Source organism: Thioalkalivibrio sp. ALE16 (genome assembly GCF_000381305.1).
In the GTDB taxonomy this organism is placed as follows: domain Bacteria; phylum Pseudomonadota; class Gammaproteobacteria; order Ectothiorhodospirales; family Ectothiorhodospiraceae; genus Thioalkalivibrio.
Genome location: NZ_KB906359.1, coordinates 39,426 through 56,627, shown reverse-complemented (window position 1 = coordinate 56,627; position 17,202 = coordinate 39,426). Strand labels below are relative to the sequence as shown.

The 17,202-nt window shown below is 65.5% G+C and carries 18 protein-coding genes; 4 read left to right on the top strand and 14 right to left on the bottom strand.

From position 1 onward, the window contains the following. The first annotated feature begins 5 nt into the window (after nucleotides 1-5). Nucleotides 6-1,190, top strand: a complete 1,185-nt coding sequence (locus F627_RS0106590) for an SUMF1/EgtB/PvdO family nonheme iron enzyme (RefSeq protein WP_026332045.1) — start codon at nucleotides 6-8, stop codon at nucleotides 1,188-1,190. Nucleotides 1,191-1,200: 10 nt separating this feature from the next. Next, nucleotides 1,201-1,953, top strand: a complete 753-nt coding sequence (locus F627_RS0106585; RefSeq protein ID WP_019583612.1) for an SIMPL domain-containing protein — start codon at nucleotides 1,201-1,203, stop codon at nucleotides 1,951-1,953. A 284-nt stretch (nucleotides 1,954-2,237) separates the two neighbouring features. Here F627_RS0106585 and F627_RS0106580 read toward each other — a convergent pair whose 3' ends face one another. The 14 genes from F627_RS0106580 to F627_RS0106515 form a co-directional block, all read right to left on the bottom strand. Further along, entirely contained in the window at nucleotides 2,238-2,927 is a 690-nt protein-coding gene (locus tag F627_RS0106580) for a hypothetical protein (RefSeq protein WP_018877823.1), read from the bottom strand. A 76-nt stretch (nucleotides 2,928-3,003) separates the two neighbouring features. Beyond that, nucleotides 3,004-4,224 (bottom strand): flagellar hook-associated protein FlgL, encoded by a 1,221-nt coding sequence (gene flgL / locus F627_RS0106575; protein ID WP_019583611.1) that lies wholly within the window; start codon nucleotides 4,222-4,224, stop codon nucleotides 3,004-3,006. Nucleotides 4,225-4,245: 21 nt separating this feature from the next. Then, nucleotides 4,246-6,123, bottom strand: a complete 1,878-nt coding sequence (gene flgK, locus F627_RS0106570; protein ID WP_019583610.1) for a flagellar hook-associated protein FlgK — start codon at nucleotides 6,121-6,123, stop codon at nucleotides 4,246-4,248. Between the two features lie 62 nt (nucleotides 6,124-6,185). Further along, nucleotides 6,186-7,220, bottom strand: coding sequence for a flagellar assembly peptidoglycan hydrolase FlgJ (flgJ, locus tag F627_RS0106565; RefSeq protein WP_018878983.1), 1,035 nt, complete (start codon nucleotides 7,218-7,220; stop codon nucleotides 6,186-6,188). After that, nucleotides 7,220-8,437, bottom strand: a complete 1,218-nt coding sequence (locus F627_RS0106560; protein WP_018867338.1) for a flagellar basal body P-ring protein FlgI — start codon at nucleotides 8,435-8,437, stop codon at nucleotides 7,220-7,222. Before F627_RS0106560 ends, flgJ begins: the two co-directional genes overlap by 1 nt. Before the next feature lie 27 nt (nucleotides 8,438-8,464). Continuing rightward, on the bottom strand, nucleotides 8,465-9,163 hold the full coding sequence (flgH, locus tag F627_RS0106555; RefSeq protein WP_018867337.1) for a flagellar basal body L-ring protein FlgH: 699 nt from the start codon (nucleotides 9,161-9,163) through the stop codon (nucleotides 8,465-8,467). A gap of 4 nt (nucleotides 9,164-9,167) precedes the next feature. After that, entirely contained in the window at nucleotides 9,168-9,956 is a 789-nt protein-coding gene (flgG, locus tag F627_RS0106550) for a flagellar basal-body rod protein FlgG (RefSeq protein ID WP_018873722.1), read from the bottom strand. A gap of 45 nt (nucleotides 9,957-10,001) precedes the next feature. Further along, nucleotides 10,002-10,742: a flagellar basal-body rod protein FlgF gene (flgF, locus tag F627_RS0106545; protein ID WP_019583609.1), complete on the bottom strand. Its 741-nt coding sequence runs from the start codon at nucleotides 10,740-10,742 to the stop codon at nucleotides 10,002-10,004. Nucleotides 10,743-10,774: 32 nt separating this feature from the next. Next, nucleotides 10,775-12,034, bottom strand: coding sequence for a flagellar hook protein FlgE (flgE, locus tag F627_RS0106540; RefSeq protein WP_018867334.1), 1,260 nt, complete (start codon nucleotides 12,032-12,034; stop codon nucleotides 10,775-10,777). 37 nt (nucleotides 12,035-12,071) lie between these two features. Beyond that, the gene (locus F627_RS0106535) at nucleotides 12,072-12,746 is read right to left on the bottom strand and encodes a flagellar hook assembly protein FlgD (protein WP_018867333.1); all 675 of its coding nucleotides are present in this window, start codon (nucleotides 12,744-12,746) and stop codon (nucleotides 12,072-12,074) included. Between the two features lie 11 nt (nucleotides 12,747-12,757). Next, the gene (gene flgC / locus F627_RS0106530; protein ID WP_018876821.1) at nucleotides 12,758-13,177 is read right to left on the bottom strand and encodes a flagellar basal body rod protein FlgC; all 420 of its coding nucleotides are present in this window, start codon (nucleotides 13,175-13,177) and stop codon (nucleotides 12,758-12,760) included. A gap of 27 nt (nucleotides 13,178-13,204) precedes the next feature. Further along, a complete protein-coding gene (flgB, locus tag F627_RS0106525; RefSeq protein WP_038028802.1) occupies nucleotides 13,205-13,612 on the bottom strand; it encodes a flagellar basal body rod protein FlgB in 408 nt (135 codons plus the stop codon). Between the two features lie 218 nt (nucleotides 13,613-13,830). After that, nucleotides 13,831-14,646, bottom strand: coding sequence for a protein-glutamate O-methyltransferase CheR (locus F627_RS0106520; protein ID WP_026279283.1), 816 nt, complete (start codon nucleotides 14,644-14,646; stop codon nucleotides 13,831-13,833). A 205-nt stretch (nucleotides 14,647-14,851) separates the two neighbouring features. Beyond that, nucleotides 14,852-15,790 carry a chemotaxis protein CheV gene (locus F627_RS0106515; protein ID WP_018867329.1) on the bottom strand — a complete coding sequence of 313 codons (939 nt, stop codon included), beginning with the start codon at nucleotides 15,788-15,790 and terminating at the stop codon, nucleotides 14,852-14,854. A 295-nt stretch (nucleotides 15,791-16,085) separates the two neighbouring features. On the opposite strand from F627_RS0106515, the gene flgA reads away from it, so the two are divergent. Continuing rightward, on the top strand, nucleotides 16,086-16,775 hold the full coding sequence (gene flgA, locus F627_RS0106510) for a flagellar basal body P-ring formation chaperone FlgA (RefSeq protein ID WP_018877830.1): 690 nt from the start codon (nucleotides 16,086-16,088) through the stop codon (nucleotides 16,773-16,775). A gap of 106 nt (nucleotides 16,776-16,881) precedes the next feature. Then, a complete protein-coding gene (gene flgM / locus F627_RS0106505) occupies nucleotides 16,882-17,196 on the top strand; it encodes a flagellar biosynthesis anti-sigma factor FlgM (RefSeq protein ID WP_018877831.1) in 315 nt (104 codons plus the stop codon). Nucleotides 17,197-17,202 lie beyond the last annotated feature (6 nt).

Below are 17,202 nucleotides of genomic sequence, written 5' to 3'. Positions count from 1 at the left end.
CGGATATGAACGCCGTCCATCCGCTATCGAACGCGTCCGAACCGGACCTCGTGGAGTGCCTGTCCGTCCAGCACGACCGCCTGAACGCGGCGCTTCTCGCCACCCCGGAACACGAGTGGCGCAATCAGTACCACCCGGACCTCAGCCCCATAGGTTGGCATTACGCCCATTGCCATTTCATCGAGGCAGTCTGGCTGCACGAACGGATTTTGGGTGAGCCGCCGCTCGCACGGCGGGATTGGCACGACCTGTATTTCCCGGAGCAAAGCCCGAAATGGCGCCGCGGCGGGCGCCTCCCACCCCGCCACTCGCTGCTCGAGTGGGGCCGGGCGTGTCAGCAGCACCACCTGGAGCTTTTGCGCGCCCACCCGGAGGTGCGCCGCCATCCCCTGCTTGAAAACGACTACCTGACCGGTTTCCTCGCGCAGCACCACGCGATGCATCTGGAGAGTCTCGAACAGGTGCGCTGGTTTGCCCGCCTGCAACACCCCGAAGCCGGCCCTGTACAAACCTCCGAGACCGCGCACCGGCCTTGCAACGACTGGATCGAGTGCCCGGGGGGCGAACACATCGCCGGCAGCGATTCCATCACCGCCTTCGACAACGAGCGCGGCCGACACACCGTGCGGCTCGCGCCCCACGCCATCCGTGCACACCCCGTCACCAACGCCGAGGTCGCGGCCTTCATCGAGGCCGACGGGTATCACCCCGGCCCTCACTGGGACGAATCCGGCCGGGCGTGGCTGGAACAGACGGGGGTCACTGCCCCGCTGGGCTGGGGGCGCCGGCCCGACGGCACACGAGTCCAGACCCTGCCGGGCGGCACCCAGCGGCTCGAGCCCCGGGCACCCGCCGTCGGCCTCTCCTGGTTCGAGGCCACGGCCTACGCGCGCTGGGTCGGCGCCCGCCTGCCCCACGAACACGAGTGGGAGCATGCCGCGCAGGCCCGCTGCCTATCCGGTACAGGGCAGGTCTGGGAATGGTGTGCGAACCCCTTTCAACCCTACCCGGGTTTCCGGCCCTACCCCTATGATGAATACTCCCTGCCCTGGTTCGACGGGAAGCACTACGTCCTGCGCGGCGGCAGTGCCTGGAGCGACCCGCTGCTCACCCGGACGACCCTGCGCAATTTCTTCACTCCCGATAAACGCCACGTATTCGCCGGCATCCGCCTGGCCCGCGACCTCTAAGGAAACACCCATGCGACCGAACCACATCCCGCTTGCCCACCGGACATCCTGGCTCGTCGCCGGCCTCGCCGTACTTGCACTGGCGATCCCCGGGGCCGCTGTTGGCAGCGATGGCGCCACGACGCTTTCCCTGACCGGCAAGACCGAACGCCAGGTCGCGAACGATCACATGACCGTGCAGATACAGACCGAGGCGCGCGCCCCGGAGGCTGCCACAGCCGCGGCTACCGTCAACCGGAACATGGAGACGGCCCTGGAACGCGCGGGCGAACACGATGCCGTCGAGGCCCGCACCATTGGCTATTCGACCCGCCCCATCTACGACGCCGACGACCGCAGCCGCATCAACGCCTGGCAGGTCCAGCAGAACCTGGAACTGACCAGCGGCGACTTCGACCGCCTGGGCGAACTGGTGGGAACCCTCCAGCGGCACGACCTCACGGTGAGTCAGATCCGTTTCTCCCTGAGCCCCGAGGCCCGCGAGGAACACCGCGAGGCCATGATCGAAGAGGCCATGGACGACCTGAAGGATCAGGCGCGCGTCATCGCCCGCTCACTGGGCGCCACGCACCTGCGTGTTCTGGAAGTGGACCTGCCGGATGACTCCTACAGTGGCCCGCAGCCGATGATGGCCATGCGGGCGATGGACGAATCCGCCAGCCAGCCGGCGCTGGAGGCCGGGCACTCCACCCTGAGCCTCAGCGTACGCGGCCGCCTGCAGGCCCTTGGTGCCGAAACCCTGCGCGTCGGCCCCGCCCGGTAACCCACGGCGCCTGCCAGCGAGCGCCGTGCGGCCACACAGCCGATCTGCAGGCTCACAATAGGCGTCCCGATCCGCACACAGCATCCCGGCCGTGGCGCAGCGAAGAGCCGGGGTCTCCAGCCCCCAAGCCTTCCCCTCCAGCGATGCAGATCCCGGATAACCGCTTCGCGGTTTCCGGGATGACACAGCGCGGCGGCATCGCGTGTGACCTTGGGAGGTCCCGCGCACCGTCCCGAACAGGCGGTCGGCCCGGGGACGGATGCATGACTCCGCAAGGCACTCCCTCAGCGGGCGAGCTCCAGGGCCAGCTCGCCGTCGCGCACCTCGATGGACTCGATGCCGGCGCGCAATTGCTGGAAGGGCTCCAGCCCCAGCAGATCCTCGTCCTTGAGCCCGCCCAGCCAGGCATCCGGCAGTGGGATCCCGGCAACGCTGACGCCCACCAGGCGCGCGTGCACCTGGCCCTCTTCGGTACCAAAGCGAACGCCCGAGCGCACATTCAGGACGCGTCCGCCCAGCAGGGGGATATCCGGCGGCACATCGATGCGCACCCGCGTGCTCACCTGTCCCGGCGTCAGGCGGATCGCCACCCGCCCGGCCAGGTCCGGATCCTGCGCGATCAGCGCATTCAGCTCGCGTTCGCTGAATTGCACCACCCGGGCCTCGGCGCGTTCCTCGTAGAGTTCGGGGACCAGCGGCTCGGCTTCGGCGTCGAGATCGATGATCGGATCGCCTGGTGCGCTATCGGGGCGGGGCTCCGCATCGCGCGGACCCAACGCCCGCAGCTTGGCTTCCAGCTCCGCCTGCTCCTGGACATTCAGGGTCACCGGCTCGGGTTCGCCCGACTGCAGGTGGATTACGCCCCAGAAACCGGCCCACAACGCAGCCAGGATCAGCAGGACGATCAGGTAACGCGGGGGCCGCCCCGTGGAACGGTACTGGATGGGTGCGGAGGGTTCGTTGTTCTTCGCCATGCCGGACTCTCGCAGATCACAAGGGCGTCATGGTCGCACAAAGCTACGACCATGATCCGCCCAACCGGAGGTTTGATCAGAGGAAGTCGAACAGGGACAGGCGATTGACCTGGGTATAGGTCTGCTGCGCGGCCTGCAGCGCCACCTGCTGCTGGTTGAAACGGCTGATCGCCTCGGCGTAGTCCAGATCGCGGATCTCGGAGACCGCGCTGTTCAGGTCCACCAGGCGGTCTTCGTTCAGGTCCTGTTGCTGGTCGAAGGTCTTCAGGCGCGAGCCCACCTCGGCGCGGATATCGCTGAAATTGCCCAGCACGGCATCCAGATCGGCCAGCGCGGTGTTGCTGGCCGTCGCCAGGTTGGCCCGGCTATTGCCGCTGGCGCCACCCTCTTCCAGGGCGGCAATGATCGCGTCCAGGGTCTCGAACACGCTCTTGTTCTCCGCCGGGCGGGATTCCACTTCGTCCCCGATTTCGGGGGCACCGCTCAGGGTAATCGCCCGCCCATCAAAGGTGATCGCCTCGCCGGAAACGTAGGGCCCACTGTCGACCGTACCACCACCTTCATCCACGACCTGGTATCCGATCTCGCCGCCACCGAGATCCTGGAACGTGATGGTGTAGGTCTGACCCGTCAGGGCGGCCGAGTCATTGACGCCGGTTTGCTCCACCACAAGGGTACTGCCGGGTTCTCGATTGAGCACCTCGGCCCCGACACGCCCGTCATTCTCCGGAATGTCCATGAACACCCGCGCACCGGTGTCGCCCACCGGTACCTTCCGGTTGGCCGAGATGGCAACCTCGCGGATGCTGCCCGTGCCTTCGGCCCCCTCGTAGCGCACCGCACCCGTCCCATCCTGCTGGAAGGGCTGCTGCAACGACTTTGTACCGGCGAAGAGGTATTCGCCGTTCGGGTCCTTGGTGTTCGCGATATCGAACATCCCGTCACGCAGCTGACGCAGCTCACCGGCGATATAGCTGCGGGTCTCGTTGGTCTGGCTGTCGTTGTTGCCGGCTACCACCAGCTCGCGCGCACGCTGCAGCAGGTCGGTCCCGCCCTGCAGGGCCGATTCCTCCTGCTGCAGGCGCGGCTGGGTGTTGTCGATATTGCGCTGATACTGCTTGGTGGCCTGGATGATGCGTTCGAACTGATTGACCTGGGTTGCTCCGCTCGGATCATCGGAGGGGCTCAGGATGCGCTCCCCCCGACCCATCTGCAGCGAGGTCCGGTTCAGTTCGGTCTGCCCGCGCTGGATCTGGTCGATCCCGGTCTGGAAGATCTGGGTGGTCGAGATGCGCATGTCCGTGTCTCCCGGTGGGCGCTAGCGGCGGACCGCGCCGAGCAGTGAATCGAACAGCGAATTGCTGACCGAGATGACCTGGGCCGCCGCCTGATAGGCCTGCTGGTAACGGATCAGATCGGCCGCCTCTTCGTCCAGGTTGACGCCGGAGACAGCCTCACGCTGGGCGCGCGCCTGTGCCAGCTGCGCATCGGCCGATTCCTGTGCGACCTGGGCCTGGCGGGTGCGTGTACCAACATTGGCCAGCAGGCTGTTATAACCATCCCCGAATGTCCGATCGCCGCCGACCAGGCGTTCGTCCGACAGGTCATTCATCGCCAGCATGTTGCGGTTATCGCCCGGGTGATCAACATTGCTGCTCACCACAAAGGTGTCCCCGTCCTCGGGGGTGCCCCTGATCTCCATTTCCCAACCGTTAAACTCGATGGTTGTTATCCCGTCACCATCGGGATCTAGTGGGAAAGCGCTTCCATTGATCTCAAACTGATCCGTATTACCGTCAAATTCAACGGTGACCTCAGCCAAATCCAGGTTATCCCGATCCACAGCCCGAACAGACGCGATCGATGCGTCTCCAACATTGTCCTCGCCAAGGTCCGCCCTAACGGCGCTGGCTGCGGCGATACCCGAAGGGTCCGTCATCTCCACCGAGAGATCCCGTGCGCCATTGCGAGTCGGCTGGATCAACCAGCCATCCCCTTCCTCCTGTCCGCCAATCGTTGCGGTATCCACAATGATCCCGTCCGCCTCAAGAACTCCATTGCCACTCGCTACGACCCCACCATCCGACAGCTTCCGTAGTTCATAGTCCGTACCGTTATAATTCAGGCGGTAATCGGACGTGGTCAGGTCGCGCACGTCGCCGAATTCGACAGACGGAACATCATCAGACTCATTGCCGGGGAATCCACGGACCGCCGGATCGCCGATCCCGAAGATATCCGCGCCCTGCTGGCCGTTCAGGTCCAGGCCGAGCCGGTTCTGCTGGTTGTATTCCGCCCCGATGCTGATCGCGAGCCGGCCCAGGGTGTTCTGGGCCTCGTCGATGATCCCGGTCCGGGTCTCCAGCAGTGCACCCAGCTCGCCGCCCTGGATGAAGCGGGAGATGTTCACCGGATCGCCGCTGGTGGCCAGCCCGATGTCAGGAGAACGCGGATCACCAGTCAGTGACTCCGCCACCAGTTCGCGGTTATTGCCCCCGAGCACCAGCGCCTGGCCGTTGCCCACAAATACGTTGACCGCGCCGTCATCCTGCTCGGTGATGCGGACGTTGACCTTCTCCGCCAGCTGGTTCAACACGCGGTCGCGCTGGTCCAGCAGGTCGTTCGGAGTGCCCTGGGTGGACTTCGACACGATCTCGCGGTTAAGCCCGGCGATCGCATCGGTCAGGGAGTTGATCTCCTCGACGTTGGTGCGGATCTGGCCGTTGATGATGTCCCGCTGTTCCTCGATGCGCCGGTCGATGGAGGCAAAACGCTCAGCCAGGGATTCCGCCTCGGTCAGGAAGACCGTGCGCGCGGCACTGGACGTCGGGTCGTTGGCCAGATCCTGGCCGGCATCGAAAAAGTCCTGCAGTACCGGCGTCAGACCGGAACTGGAGCTGCCCAGCAGGTCGTCGATGCGTCCGGCCAGCGAGGCCTTGAGCTCGGCATTCGACTGATCGGAGATCGAGTTGCGCAACTGGGTGTTCACGAAGTCGTCGGAGATCCGCCGGATCGTGTCCACCTGCACGCCCTGTCCCTGGAAGCTGCCCCCCAGGAACTGCGGCGTCAGGTTGGACAACTCGGTGCGTTGCCGGCTGTAGCCCTCGGTCGCGGAGTTCGCGATGTTGTTGCTGGTCGTCCCGATCGCGCGCTGGAAGGCCAGCAGGGCCGAGGTGCCGATCCCGGACGCGCTCATGCCCGCGCCTCCCGCGAAACCGCTCGTTCAACCACCGGATTGGGCCATTTCTGCTTCATGCTCTACCCCTCGGTACGGGTAACGGCCGCATCGGCCGCGACTTGAGTCGATCCACTGCCCTGGTGCGCGGCTAACTGATCGCGCAGGCGCAAGACCTTGTCCGCATAGGCCGGATCGGTCGCGTAACCGGCATCCTGCAGTTCGCGGATGTACTGCGCGTCATCTCCAGCCTGCAGAGCCCGGTGGTAACGCGGATTGTTGCGAATGAAGTCGACGTAATCGGAGAACGACTCCGACGGATCGGCGTAGGCACGGAAGCGCGCCTGCTCCCGTTGCGCAACCCCCTCGCGGAATTCGAGGGTGCCCACGGAGACCTGATCCCCGTTCCATCGGCTGTCCGCCTTGATCCCGAACAGGTTGAAGCTCGGCTGGCCGTCGGCACGCGACGGCACGTGCTGCCCCCAGCCGGTCTCCAGGGCACTCTGCGCCAGCAGGATGCCGGGTTCGACCCCGAGCTCCGCGGCCGCATCCCGCGCCAGGGGCTCCAGGCTCTGCACAAAGTCGGCGGCATCCCGTGGTGGCCAGGCGATGGGGGGCGGCGTCGGCGCCTCGCCCGCATGCGGGGTCACGGCCTCGGGCCGCTGCGGCCCCACGGGCTGCAGTTCGGGGCGCGCATCCCCCTGTAGGGCCCGCAGGGTGTCGAGCTCCGACCGACGTCGCGGCAGCTCGAGCGCGGCCTGGCGATCGGGGTCGTTCAGGACCTCGGGATCCGCGGGCTGCTGCGCGGAGAGCTGGCGCATCAGGGCATCGCGCAGACCGATGCCATCACCCTGGCTCATGGCCTTGGCGAATTCCTGGTCCTGCATCTCCAGGTACATCTTGCTCTGGTCGTTGTCGAACAGGCCATCGCCCAACGAGGCCTCGCGCATCTGCTTGAGCATCTGGCCGATCAGCATCGCCTCGAACTCGCGGGCGACGGCCTCCAGGCCCTTCTGATCGCCCGAACGCGCTCCCCGGGCCAGATCCTGCAGGCCGCTGGGGTCCGAGGCCAGGGCCGCGCGGGCCTGCATCTGGGTATCGACGCCCGGGGTAATCATCAGATGACCACCAGCTCCGCGCGTAACGCGCCGGCCTCGCGAAGGGCCTCCAGGATCGCGACCAGATCACCGGGGGCGGCCCCCACGTTATTCACCGCGCGCACGATCTCGTCCAGCGAGGTGCCCGGATCGAACAGGAACATGGTGTTGTCGCCCTCCTCGATCGCGATGTCGGTATCCGGCTGGATCGCCGTTTCGCCCGCGCCGAAGGGCGCCGGCTGGACGACCTGAGGGGCCTCACTGATCGTCACCGTCAGGCTGCCGTGCGAGACGGCGGCCGGGGTCACCTGCACGCTGGAGCCGATCACCACCGTCCCGGTGCGCGAGTTGACGATCACCCGCGCCGGTGGCGCACCACGTTCAATCGGCAGGCGCTCCAGCTCCGCGACAAAGCCGACCCGGTGATCCGGGTTGGACGGCGCGCGCACGCGCACCGACGATCCATCCAGGGCATGGGCGACCCCCTGGCCGAAGGTATCGTTCACCGTCTGTACCAGGCGGTTGGCCGTAGTGAAGTCCGGGCGGTGCAGATTCAGGGTGACATGATCCCCCTGGGCAAACGCGGTCGGGACCTCGCGTTCCACTGTGGCACCATTGGGGATCCGGCCGACACTCGGCACGTTCACGGTGATGCGCGAACCATCGGTCCCCTCGGCCCCGAAGCCCCCGACCACCAGATTGCCCTGGGCGATGCTGTAGGTCTGCCCGTCCGCCCCCTTGAGCGGCGTCATCAGCAGCGTGCCACCGCGCAGGCTGGTCGCGTTGCCCATCGACGAGACGGTCACGTCGATGCGCTGGCCGGACTTGGCGAATGGCGGCAGTTCGGCCGTCACCATCACGGCGGCGACGTTGCGCAGCTGCGGGTTGCCGGCATCCGGCGTCAGCCCGAGCTGGCCGAGCATATTGTTCAGGCTCTGCACGGTGAACGGCGTCTGGGTGGTCTGGTCCCCCGTGCCGTCCAGGCCCACCACCAGGCCGTACCCGACCAGCTGGTTCTCGCGCACGCCGGAGACACTGGCCACGTCCTTGACTCGCTCCATGTAGCTGCGCTCCTGCATCGCCGCCTGCTGCTGGATGGCGGTCTGCGCCGCCACCGAAGCGCTCCCCGGACCGGCCACCAGCAGCGCTACCAGAACCAGCAGGGCCAAGCGCCGCCAGTCGCCGAGCGCCACGATCCGGCGGTCGTTCGCGGGTTGTTTGAGGGATATCGAGTCCATGTCGTACCTCGCCGCGCGCACGCTGCGTCAGAAGGGCCAGATCGGGCTGTTAAAGAAGCGCGTGATCCAGCCGGGGGTGTTGCTGTCCGCCAGCACGCCGGAACCGCCGTAATAGACACGAGCGTTGGCGACCTGCGTGGAGAGCACGGTGTTGTTGGTGGTCACGTCCACCGGGCGCACGATGCCGCGAAAGCGCACGTATTCTTCGCCCTGGTTGATCCCCAGCCACTTCTCGCCCTGCACGACCAGGTTGCCGTTGGGCAGGACCTCGGCCACGGTCACGGTAATCTCGCCGTCGAGCTGGTTGCTCTGCGAGGAATCCCCGGAGCCGTCGAAGTCACGCGAGCTCGAATTGCTCGCGCCAAAAAGGGGGCGCCCGTTGAAGGTGGCATCGCGGCCGAAGGCCGACAGGTTCCCCAGGTCGAGATTGGAATCCTTGCCCGTGGAGGTCGACGCCGACTTCTGCGCGTTGGTGCTCTCCGCCAGGATCACGGTGAGGATGTCGCCCACGTTGCGCGCCTTGTAGTCCTCGAAGAGGCCCTGGGAATGCGCCGCCTGGTAGATCCCGCCATTGTTCTGCGACTGCGGGACCGGCTGGGCAGGCATCACCGGGCGATATTCCGGGTTGTCGTCCGGCTTGGTTGTTTGCGTGGCGGCGCAGGCGGACAGCAGCAGTGCGGCGGTCACGGCCAGGGCCGGGCGGAGAACGGTTCCGAGGCGCGTCATCACATCACCCGATGGTCTGGTTGACGAACTGCAGCGATTGGTCAGCCGCGGAGATCGCCTTGGAGTTCACCTCGTAGGCGCGCTGGGTCTCGATCATGTTCACCAGCTCCTCGGCGATGTTCACGTTCGAGGTCTCCAGCGAGCCCTGCACCACGGTGCCGGTCCCGTTCAGGCCCGGCAGGGACTGCTGTGCCACGCCGGACGCGGCGGTCTCGCGGAACAGGTTCTCGCCCACCGCCTGCAGGCCCGCCGGGTTCACGAAGTCCGCCAGCTGGATGTTGCCCAGCTCCACCGGCGCCGCCTGACCCGGGATCTGCGCGGTCACCGTGCCATCCTTGCCGATGGCCAGGGACTGCGTGTCCTCCGGTACGAACAAACCCGGCTGCAGCGGGTAGCCGTTGGACATCACGACCTGGCCGTCCGAATTCAGCTGGAAGCTGCCGTCGCGGGTATAGCCGACGTTGCCGTCGGGCAGCAGGATCTGGAAGAAGCCGCGCCCCTCGATGGCGATGTCCAGCGAGTTGTCCGTCTGCTGCAGGTTGCCCTGCTGGAACATCTTCTCGGTGGAGACGGCGCGCACGCCGGTGCCGATCTGCAGGCCCGAAGGCAGCTGCTGATCCTGGGTGGCCTGGGCGCCCGGCTGGCGCACCGTCTGGTAGATCAGGTCCTCGAATACCGCCCGGTCCTTCTTGAAGCCCGTGGTATTCACGTTGGCCAGGTTGTTCGAGACCGTCGACATGCGCGTGTGCTGCGCGTCGAGGCCGGTCTTGGCGATCCACAGTGCCTGGTTCATGGTGTTCTCCTGTTTTCTCTCAAGCGCCGCGCGAGTCCCGGGAAATTACCCTAGGCCCAGCAAGCGGTTACTGCTCTGTTCCAGCGTGTTGGCGCTGTCCATCATCTTCACCTGCATCTCGAAGTGACGGGACAGCTCGATCATTCGGGTCAGGGCCTCCACCGTGTTCACGTTGCTGCCCTCCAGCATCCCGGAGACGACGCGCACCTCGGCATCCGCCGGCGCCTCGCCGCCATCCGCCAGGCGGAACAGACCGTCATCACCCCGCTGGAGCTCGTCCGTATCCGGGTTGACCAGGCGGATGCGTTCCACCGCCGCCAGGGCCTCCGGACCCACGCCCAGCGGGCGCACGCTGATCGTCCCGTCGGTGCCGATCTCGATCTGCTCCGCCGGCGGGATGGCAATCGGCCCGCCATCCCCCAGGACCTGGTGGCCCTGCGCGGTGCGCAGCAGGCCGAAGGCATCCACATGCAGCGAACCGGCCCGGGTATAGCCCTCCACCCCTTCCGGTCCCTGCACCGCGATGAACCCCTCGCCCTCGATGGCGATGTCCAGATCACGGCCGGTGCTCTGCATCTTGCCCTTGCTGAAATCCACCGCCTCGTTACCCACCTGGGTGTAGTCCCGCGAGGCATAGCCCGGGCCGCGTACCGGCACCGTATCCGCGGTGGCCAGGGCCTGGCGGAAGCCGTCGGTATTGGCGTTGGCGAGGTTGTGATTGTTGATGGCCTGTGCGTGCATCGTCTCCTTCGCACCGGACATCGCGATGTACAGAAATCGATCCATGCTCAAGCCCTCTTTACCAACTTATCCGATACTTAGCGGATATTGATGATCGTCTGGGTGACCTGGTCGGCCGTGGAGATCGTCTGCGCATTCGCCTGGAAGTTGCGCTGCGCGGTGATCAGGTTCACCAGCTCCTGGGCGATATCCACGTTCGAGGCCTCCAGCGCCCCGGCCTGCACCGACCCCAAGTTGCTGGATCCGGGCCGATCCAGGCGCACATCACCTGCTGCAAAGGTTTCGGCCCAGTTGTTGTCACCCAGCTGTTCCAGGCCCTGCGGATTGGGGAAATTCGCCAGCGCCAGCTGACCCAGCTCCGTGGACTGCCCATTGGTGAAACGAGCGAACACCACGCCGGTTTGATCGATGTCGATACCGGTGAGCTGTCCAGAGGCAAAGCCGTCCTGATTCAGGTCATTGACGGAAAAATCTCCGCCGAACTGGGTCGTACCGTCGAAGCTGATATCGAATTCCAGATCATCTGCCCCGTCCAAGCTAGTGCCCGGGACGAATAATCCCTCTGCAGCGGGACTAACACCGTTCAACTGACCGCTTGGGCCAAAGTCCAGTGTTAGCGCAGATGCCGGTGTACCAGGAGTAGCCGGGTCATCTGGATACTGAACCTCTACCAGCTCACCATCGTCTTGACGCACCGCGACATGGGCGTTCCACTCGTTCTGCCCCGTCTTCACGAAGTAGAGGTTGGCGTCCCGCGCAATGCCCAGAGAGTCATACATCGTGAGCGAGGTCGAGAAGTTGTAGGTCTCCGGATCCTCGAGATCAAAATCGTCCGGATCGGCACTCAAAGCCGGCGCATCCGAACGCAAATTAATCAGTGCCTCGAGATTCTCGGTGGCCTGAGGGGCGGCCGTATCGGTTTGCAGACGCAAATCCCCGAGATTCGTACCACCCGCCTCGTCATAGCCCTGCAGGCGCAGGCCCTGGTTGTTCACCAGGTAGCCGTCGCGGTCGACCTGGAAGGCCCCCGCCCGGCTGTACACCGTGCTGCCCTGGTCATTAAGGACGAAGAAACCCTCTCCGTTGATCGCCAGGTCCAGGCCGTTCTCGGTGAACTCGGTCCGTCCCTGCGAGAACTGCTGGGTGACCGCCTGCAGTCGTGTGCCGGAGCCGATGGCTGTCTGGCTGATCCCGCCGAAGCTCTGGGCGAACACATCGCCGAACTCGGCACGGGAACGTTTAAACCCCGTGGTCCCCGAGTTGGACACATTGTTACCGGTGGTCTGCAGATCGGCCTGGGCCGCGTTGAGTCCGCTCAATCCGATATTGAAGGGCATGGGGTGTTTCCTCCGTCAGGGTTCTTGTTGCGGGGCGTCAGCCGCCAATCCGCCGTACATCCGAAAAGCTGATCTCGCCCAGGCCCTGCACGGTCAGTGCCAGCCCGGAGTCACTGCCCACCGCGACGCTTTCCACGCGGGCATCCAGAAAGGTATCCACGGCCTCCGACTGGGTCCCGGAGCGGGCCGTGGCCTTGAATTCGTAGACCCCCGGTGGCGCGAAGGTGCCGTCGTCGCGCATGCCGTCCCAGGTGAACTCCTGCAGGCCGCTGCCGGCAGCGCCCATATTCATGCGGCGAATGCGCTCGCCATTAGGGCTGTACACGTCGATCTGCAGCTCTTCGGTGGCGCGCTCCAGATCGACCGCGCCGTTCACCCGCCCGTCGGGCCCCAGCTCGCCAAACTCGACGGGCACCAGTACATCCTTGCCAACCAGCGAAGCCGCCTGCAGCGTCTGGTTCTGCCCCAGGGACTGCGCCAGCTTCTCGAAGGACTTGGACAGCTGCTCGATGCCGGTCACGGTGGAGAACTGCGCCATCTGGCCGAGGAAATCACCGTTATCCATCGGCTCCATCGGGTCCTGGTTCTCCAGCTGGGTGGTCATCAGCTTGAGGAAGTCGGACTGCCCGAGGCGGTCCATCTCGCCTTCCGGCTTCTTCTCCGGGCGCGACAGGCCGAGGCGATCCAGCAATTCGGGGGAAATCTGTGTCATGGCGGGCTCCTCTAGCCTTGGCCGATCTGCAATGTGCGCTGGAGCAGCTGACGCGAGGTCTCCATCACCTCGACGTTCGCTTCGTAGTTGCGCGAGGCGGACATCATGTTGGCCATCTCCTCGACCACGCTGATCGCCGGGCGGAAGATGTAGCCCTCCTCGTTCGCCTGCGGATGGTGCGGCTCGTAGTGGGCCTGTGGCGGGGCCTGCGACTCGGTCACGCCGGCCACCCGCACGGACGTCGCCGCACCATTCGGGTTGGCCTGATCCATCACGCTCTGGAACAGCACCTGCTTGGCGCGATACGCTTCGTCCGGGTTGGTGGCGGCGGTGTTCGCGTTGGCCAGATTCGAGGCGACGGTATTCAGGCGCACCGACTGCGCCGACAGCGCCGAAGCCGAGGTATTGAACAGACTGAACATGTTGCTCACGACATCGATCTCCCGATCAGGCCCGCGTTAACGGTCGCCCCTCAGGGCTTCGCGGATGCCGGAGACCCGGCGGTTAAGGAATTCCAGACTGCTCTGGTACTGGATCGCGTTCTCGGCAAAGGCGGCACGTTCCATCTGCGGATCCACCGTGTTGCCATCCAGGGACGCCTGCGACGGGACGCGATAAAGCGCCTCGGCCTGCCCGTTCATCGCCCCGGCATTGGGGTCGATATGCGCCGCCTGGCTACGCGCCATGGGCAAGTGATTGCCGCTCCCCGCCGCGGACTCGAGCACCGCGCGAAAGTCGATATCGCGCGCCTTGTAGTTCGGGGTGTCCGCATTGGCGATGTTGGAGGCCAGCAGCTCCATGCGCTGGGCGCGCACGTTGACCGCCTGCGGCAGGATGCCCATCGCCTTGTCGAGAGAGAGACTCATCGTTTCCGTCCTGTCCGCCCGTGGCGGACCCTCGCTACCAGAACCGGGACGCAGCCATTGCGGCCCTTTGCGAGGAGACCGATGCAATCGCTATGCCAGCGACGGGAATCCGTCTCGGCTGGGGACGCCCTTAGCGGGAAACGTGGGAAGGGGGCAATTCGAGTCGCGGCCGCATTGCGCGGGCGTTTCGGACCTGGCGGCCCTGCGACGGAGGGGCGTCAGGATTTGAGCCGGAGGACCGAGCCGTAGTCGGTGCGAACCGTCTCGAAGGCCTTGGTGTACGGGCCGGCCGTCTCCGAAGCGCCAAGAAACAGATAGCCGCCCGGATTCATCTGCCGGGCAATACCGTCAAGAACCTGTCGCTTGGTCTCGCCGGAGAAATAGATCAGCACGTTGCGGCAGAACACCAGGTCGAACTTGCCCAGTGCCGCGTAGCTGTCGATCAGGTTGAGCTTCTGAAAACGACAGCGCCGCTGGACCTCGGGAACGACCTTGTGGCCGTCCGTCACGGTCTCGAAGAAGCGCGCGCGGCGGCTCTCGCTCAACCCGCGCACAATACTCAGGCCGTCGTAGACCGCCCGCCGGGCGTCATCCAGGATCTTCTCCGACAGGTCCGTCCCCAGGATGGATACCGGCACCTTGCGCGGGGGGCGGGATTCCTCCCACTCGGAGACGACCATGGAGATGCTGTAGGCCTCCTGGCCACTGGAACAGCCGGAAGACCAGACCTTGATGCTGCTTCCCTTCGCAGCCAGCTCCGGCAACAACACATGCCGGAGGATCTCGAACGGAAAGCCATCGCGAAACCACGAGGTTTCGTTGGTCGTCATCGCGTCGATCACACGGGTGCGCAGCCGCGGATTCGGGGCTTGCCGCATCGCGTGCAGGAGCTCCGGCACGCTCTTGAAGTCGAACTCGTCGAGCAGCCGGGACAGTCGGCTCGACACCAGATACTGACGGCTGTCACCCAGCACCAGGCCGCAGCAGTCCTGCAGGAAGCGGGAAAACTCCTCGTAATCGCGGGAATCGATCACCGGTTCATCCCCGAGCACAGTCCATGGTGATTAGCATCCTGATGACGAGTCCTTGACAGCGGCGCCCGCGCCACGAAACGCAGGGGGAATCCCCGGTAGCGGGTTTCAGTATACGGTGTCGCAGGCGGGACACGACACTGGGCCCTTGTCGGCCATGTGACGCCGCCCCGGCCTTGCCGGGCGGCAACCCCGTTCCCCCCGGCGGTCATTCGACCTGTTGATCCTCGCGCCCGGTCTGGTCGAGCACCGCGTTGGCCAGTTCGTCGGGGTTGAATTTCGAGAGAAACGCATCGGCCCCGGCGCGCTTGACCATGTCGGTATTGAACTCGCCGCTCAACGAGGAATGCAGCAGCACCTTCAGATCTTTCAGGGCGGGATTGTCCCGGATCCGCGCCGTCAGCGTATAGCCGTCCATGCGTGGCATCTCGATGTCCGAGATCACCAGCTCGATCTGGTCGCGAACCGGGCCCTCCCCGGCCTTCTGCTCCAGGAAGTCGAGCGCCTCCTGACCATCCTTGAAAACCTCGTATTCGAACCCGAGACCGCGAATCGCCCCCTCGATCTGCTTGCGCGCCACGACCGAGTCGTCAACGATCACGACCTTGCGCCCCCCCGCTGGCGTGGCGTCCGCTCGGATGGACTCGGAGACCTCGGTCGGCAGAGGATTGACGATCGAAAGCACCCGTTCCACGTCGATGATCTCGACCAGCTTGTTGTCGATCTCGGTGACCGCGACCAGGAAGGACTCGCGCCCCGTACCACGCGGAGGGGACTTCACGTCCTGCCAGTTCACATTCACGATCCGGTCCACGGCCGACACCCAGAACCCCTGAACCGAACGGTTGAACTCGGTGACCACCACCTTCTGGTCGCCGCTGTCGCTGGCACCGGCCGCGCTGCGCAGGCCCATGGCGCGCGCCAGATCGATAATCGGCACCGTGCCGCCCCGCAGCGTAGCCACACCGCGCACCACACTCATCGACCCCGGGATCTGGCGCAGCGGCGGCGACGGGATCACCTCGCGCACCTTGAACACGTTGATTCCGAAGGTCTGTGATCCACCCAGGTGGAACAGCAGCAGTTCCATCCGGTTCTGACCCACCAGCTGCGTTCGCTGGTTCACATCGTCAATGAATTGACTCATGGTGCTGCTCTCCTTGTCCCGCGCCCATCTGCCGCGAGCCGCTCCCGGGAGCTCAGTGTGCACCGCGCACCCCCGGGCTGTCATTTGCAATCGCCTGTATGCGCCTTCTGGCGCCGCTTCCCAGGGATAACGGCATTGAACGCCGGGCCTTGAGTCGGGCACCGCCCGGACAACTGGCATCAAACCTGCATAGCTTCGGGTCCGCGAACGGACGCGGCAGACCCGGGGTATTCCCTCGGGCGGCGAGGACCGGCATATGCATCCACATACAACCTGTACATCACGCTGCATCCCCATGGGGCTCATGGCTCTCGTGGCGTGGTTCGCGCTCTCCGTGCCGGCCCACGCCGAGATCCACCCCGTTGCGGAGATCCGCGCGGCCGCGGAACAGTTTCTGTTGCAGGAGCTGGACGCCGAACATAGCGACGACATCAATATCGAGATCGGCCAGCTCGACAACCGGCTCCGGCTGGCCTACTGCCATGACGGACTCAACGCCCGTTTCCCGCCCGGCGGCCGCCGCGACGGCAATACCGCGATCCACCTTCAGTGTGCGGGCCCGGTCACCTGGCAGCTGTATGTCCCGGCCACGGTGGAACGTTACGCTCAGGTGCTGGTGGCCAGTCGCAACCTCCCTCGCCAGCACACGCTGACCAGCGGCGATCTGCGCTTCCAGCGCATCGAGACGTCACGCCACGCGGGCAGTTATCATGAAGACAAGTCGGCCCTCATCGGTCAGCAGACCCGGCGCAGCATTCGTCCGGGCCAGATCATCGGCACACAGCACGTCACCCAGCGCGAGATCGTCAGCCGCGGCCAGCGGGTCACGATCCTTGCCGAAAACGGCTCGATCGCCATCCGCATGCAGGGCGAGGCCCTGGAAAACGGCAGCCTCGGGGACCGCATCCGGGTCAAGAACACCTCGTCCGGGCGCGTGGTCGAGGGCGAAATCCAGCCCTCCGGGCACGTCCGGGTGACACTTTGATGCCGACTCTGTGATCGGTGTTAAAAAAACCACCGCCACAGGGCTACAGTTTCAGCACACGCGGCCGTAAACACTTGCAGCACAGTTACAACGACAGGACGGCACAATGGATATCAAGGGCCTCAATACGAACAGTCTGCGCCCCGACGGCCAGAGCTCCACGGTCAAGGGCCGCGAGGACTCCAGCGGCGCGCCCAACCGGGCGCAAGGGTCGGATAGCGCCGCGACCACCGGTAACGATTCGCTTACCCTGACCGGCGCCGCCCAGGCGATGAGTTCGGCCGCCAGCGCCGGCGAGAATGCCCCGTTCGACGCGGCGCGTGTGGCCGAGCTGCGCGAGGCGATCGCCAGCGGCAACTACCCGGTGGACAACGAACAGCTGGCCGACCGCATGATCGACCTCGAGCGCCTGCTGCGCTAATCACGG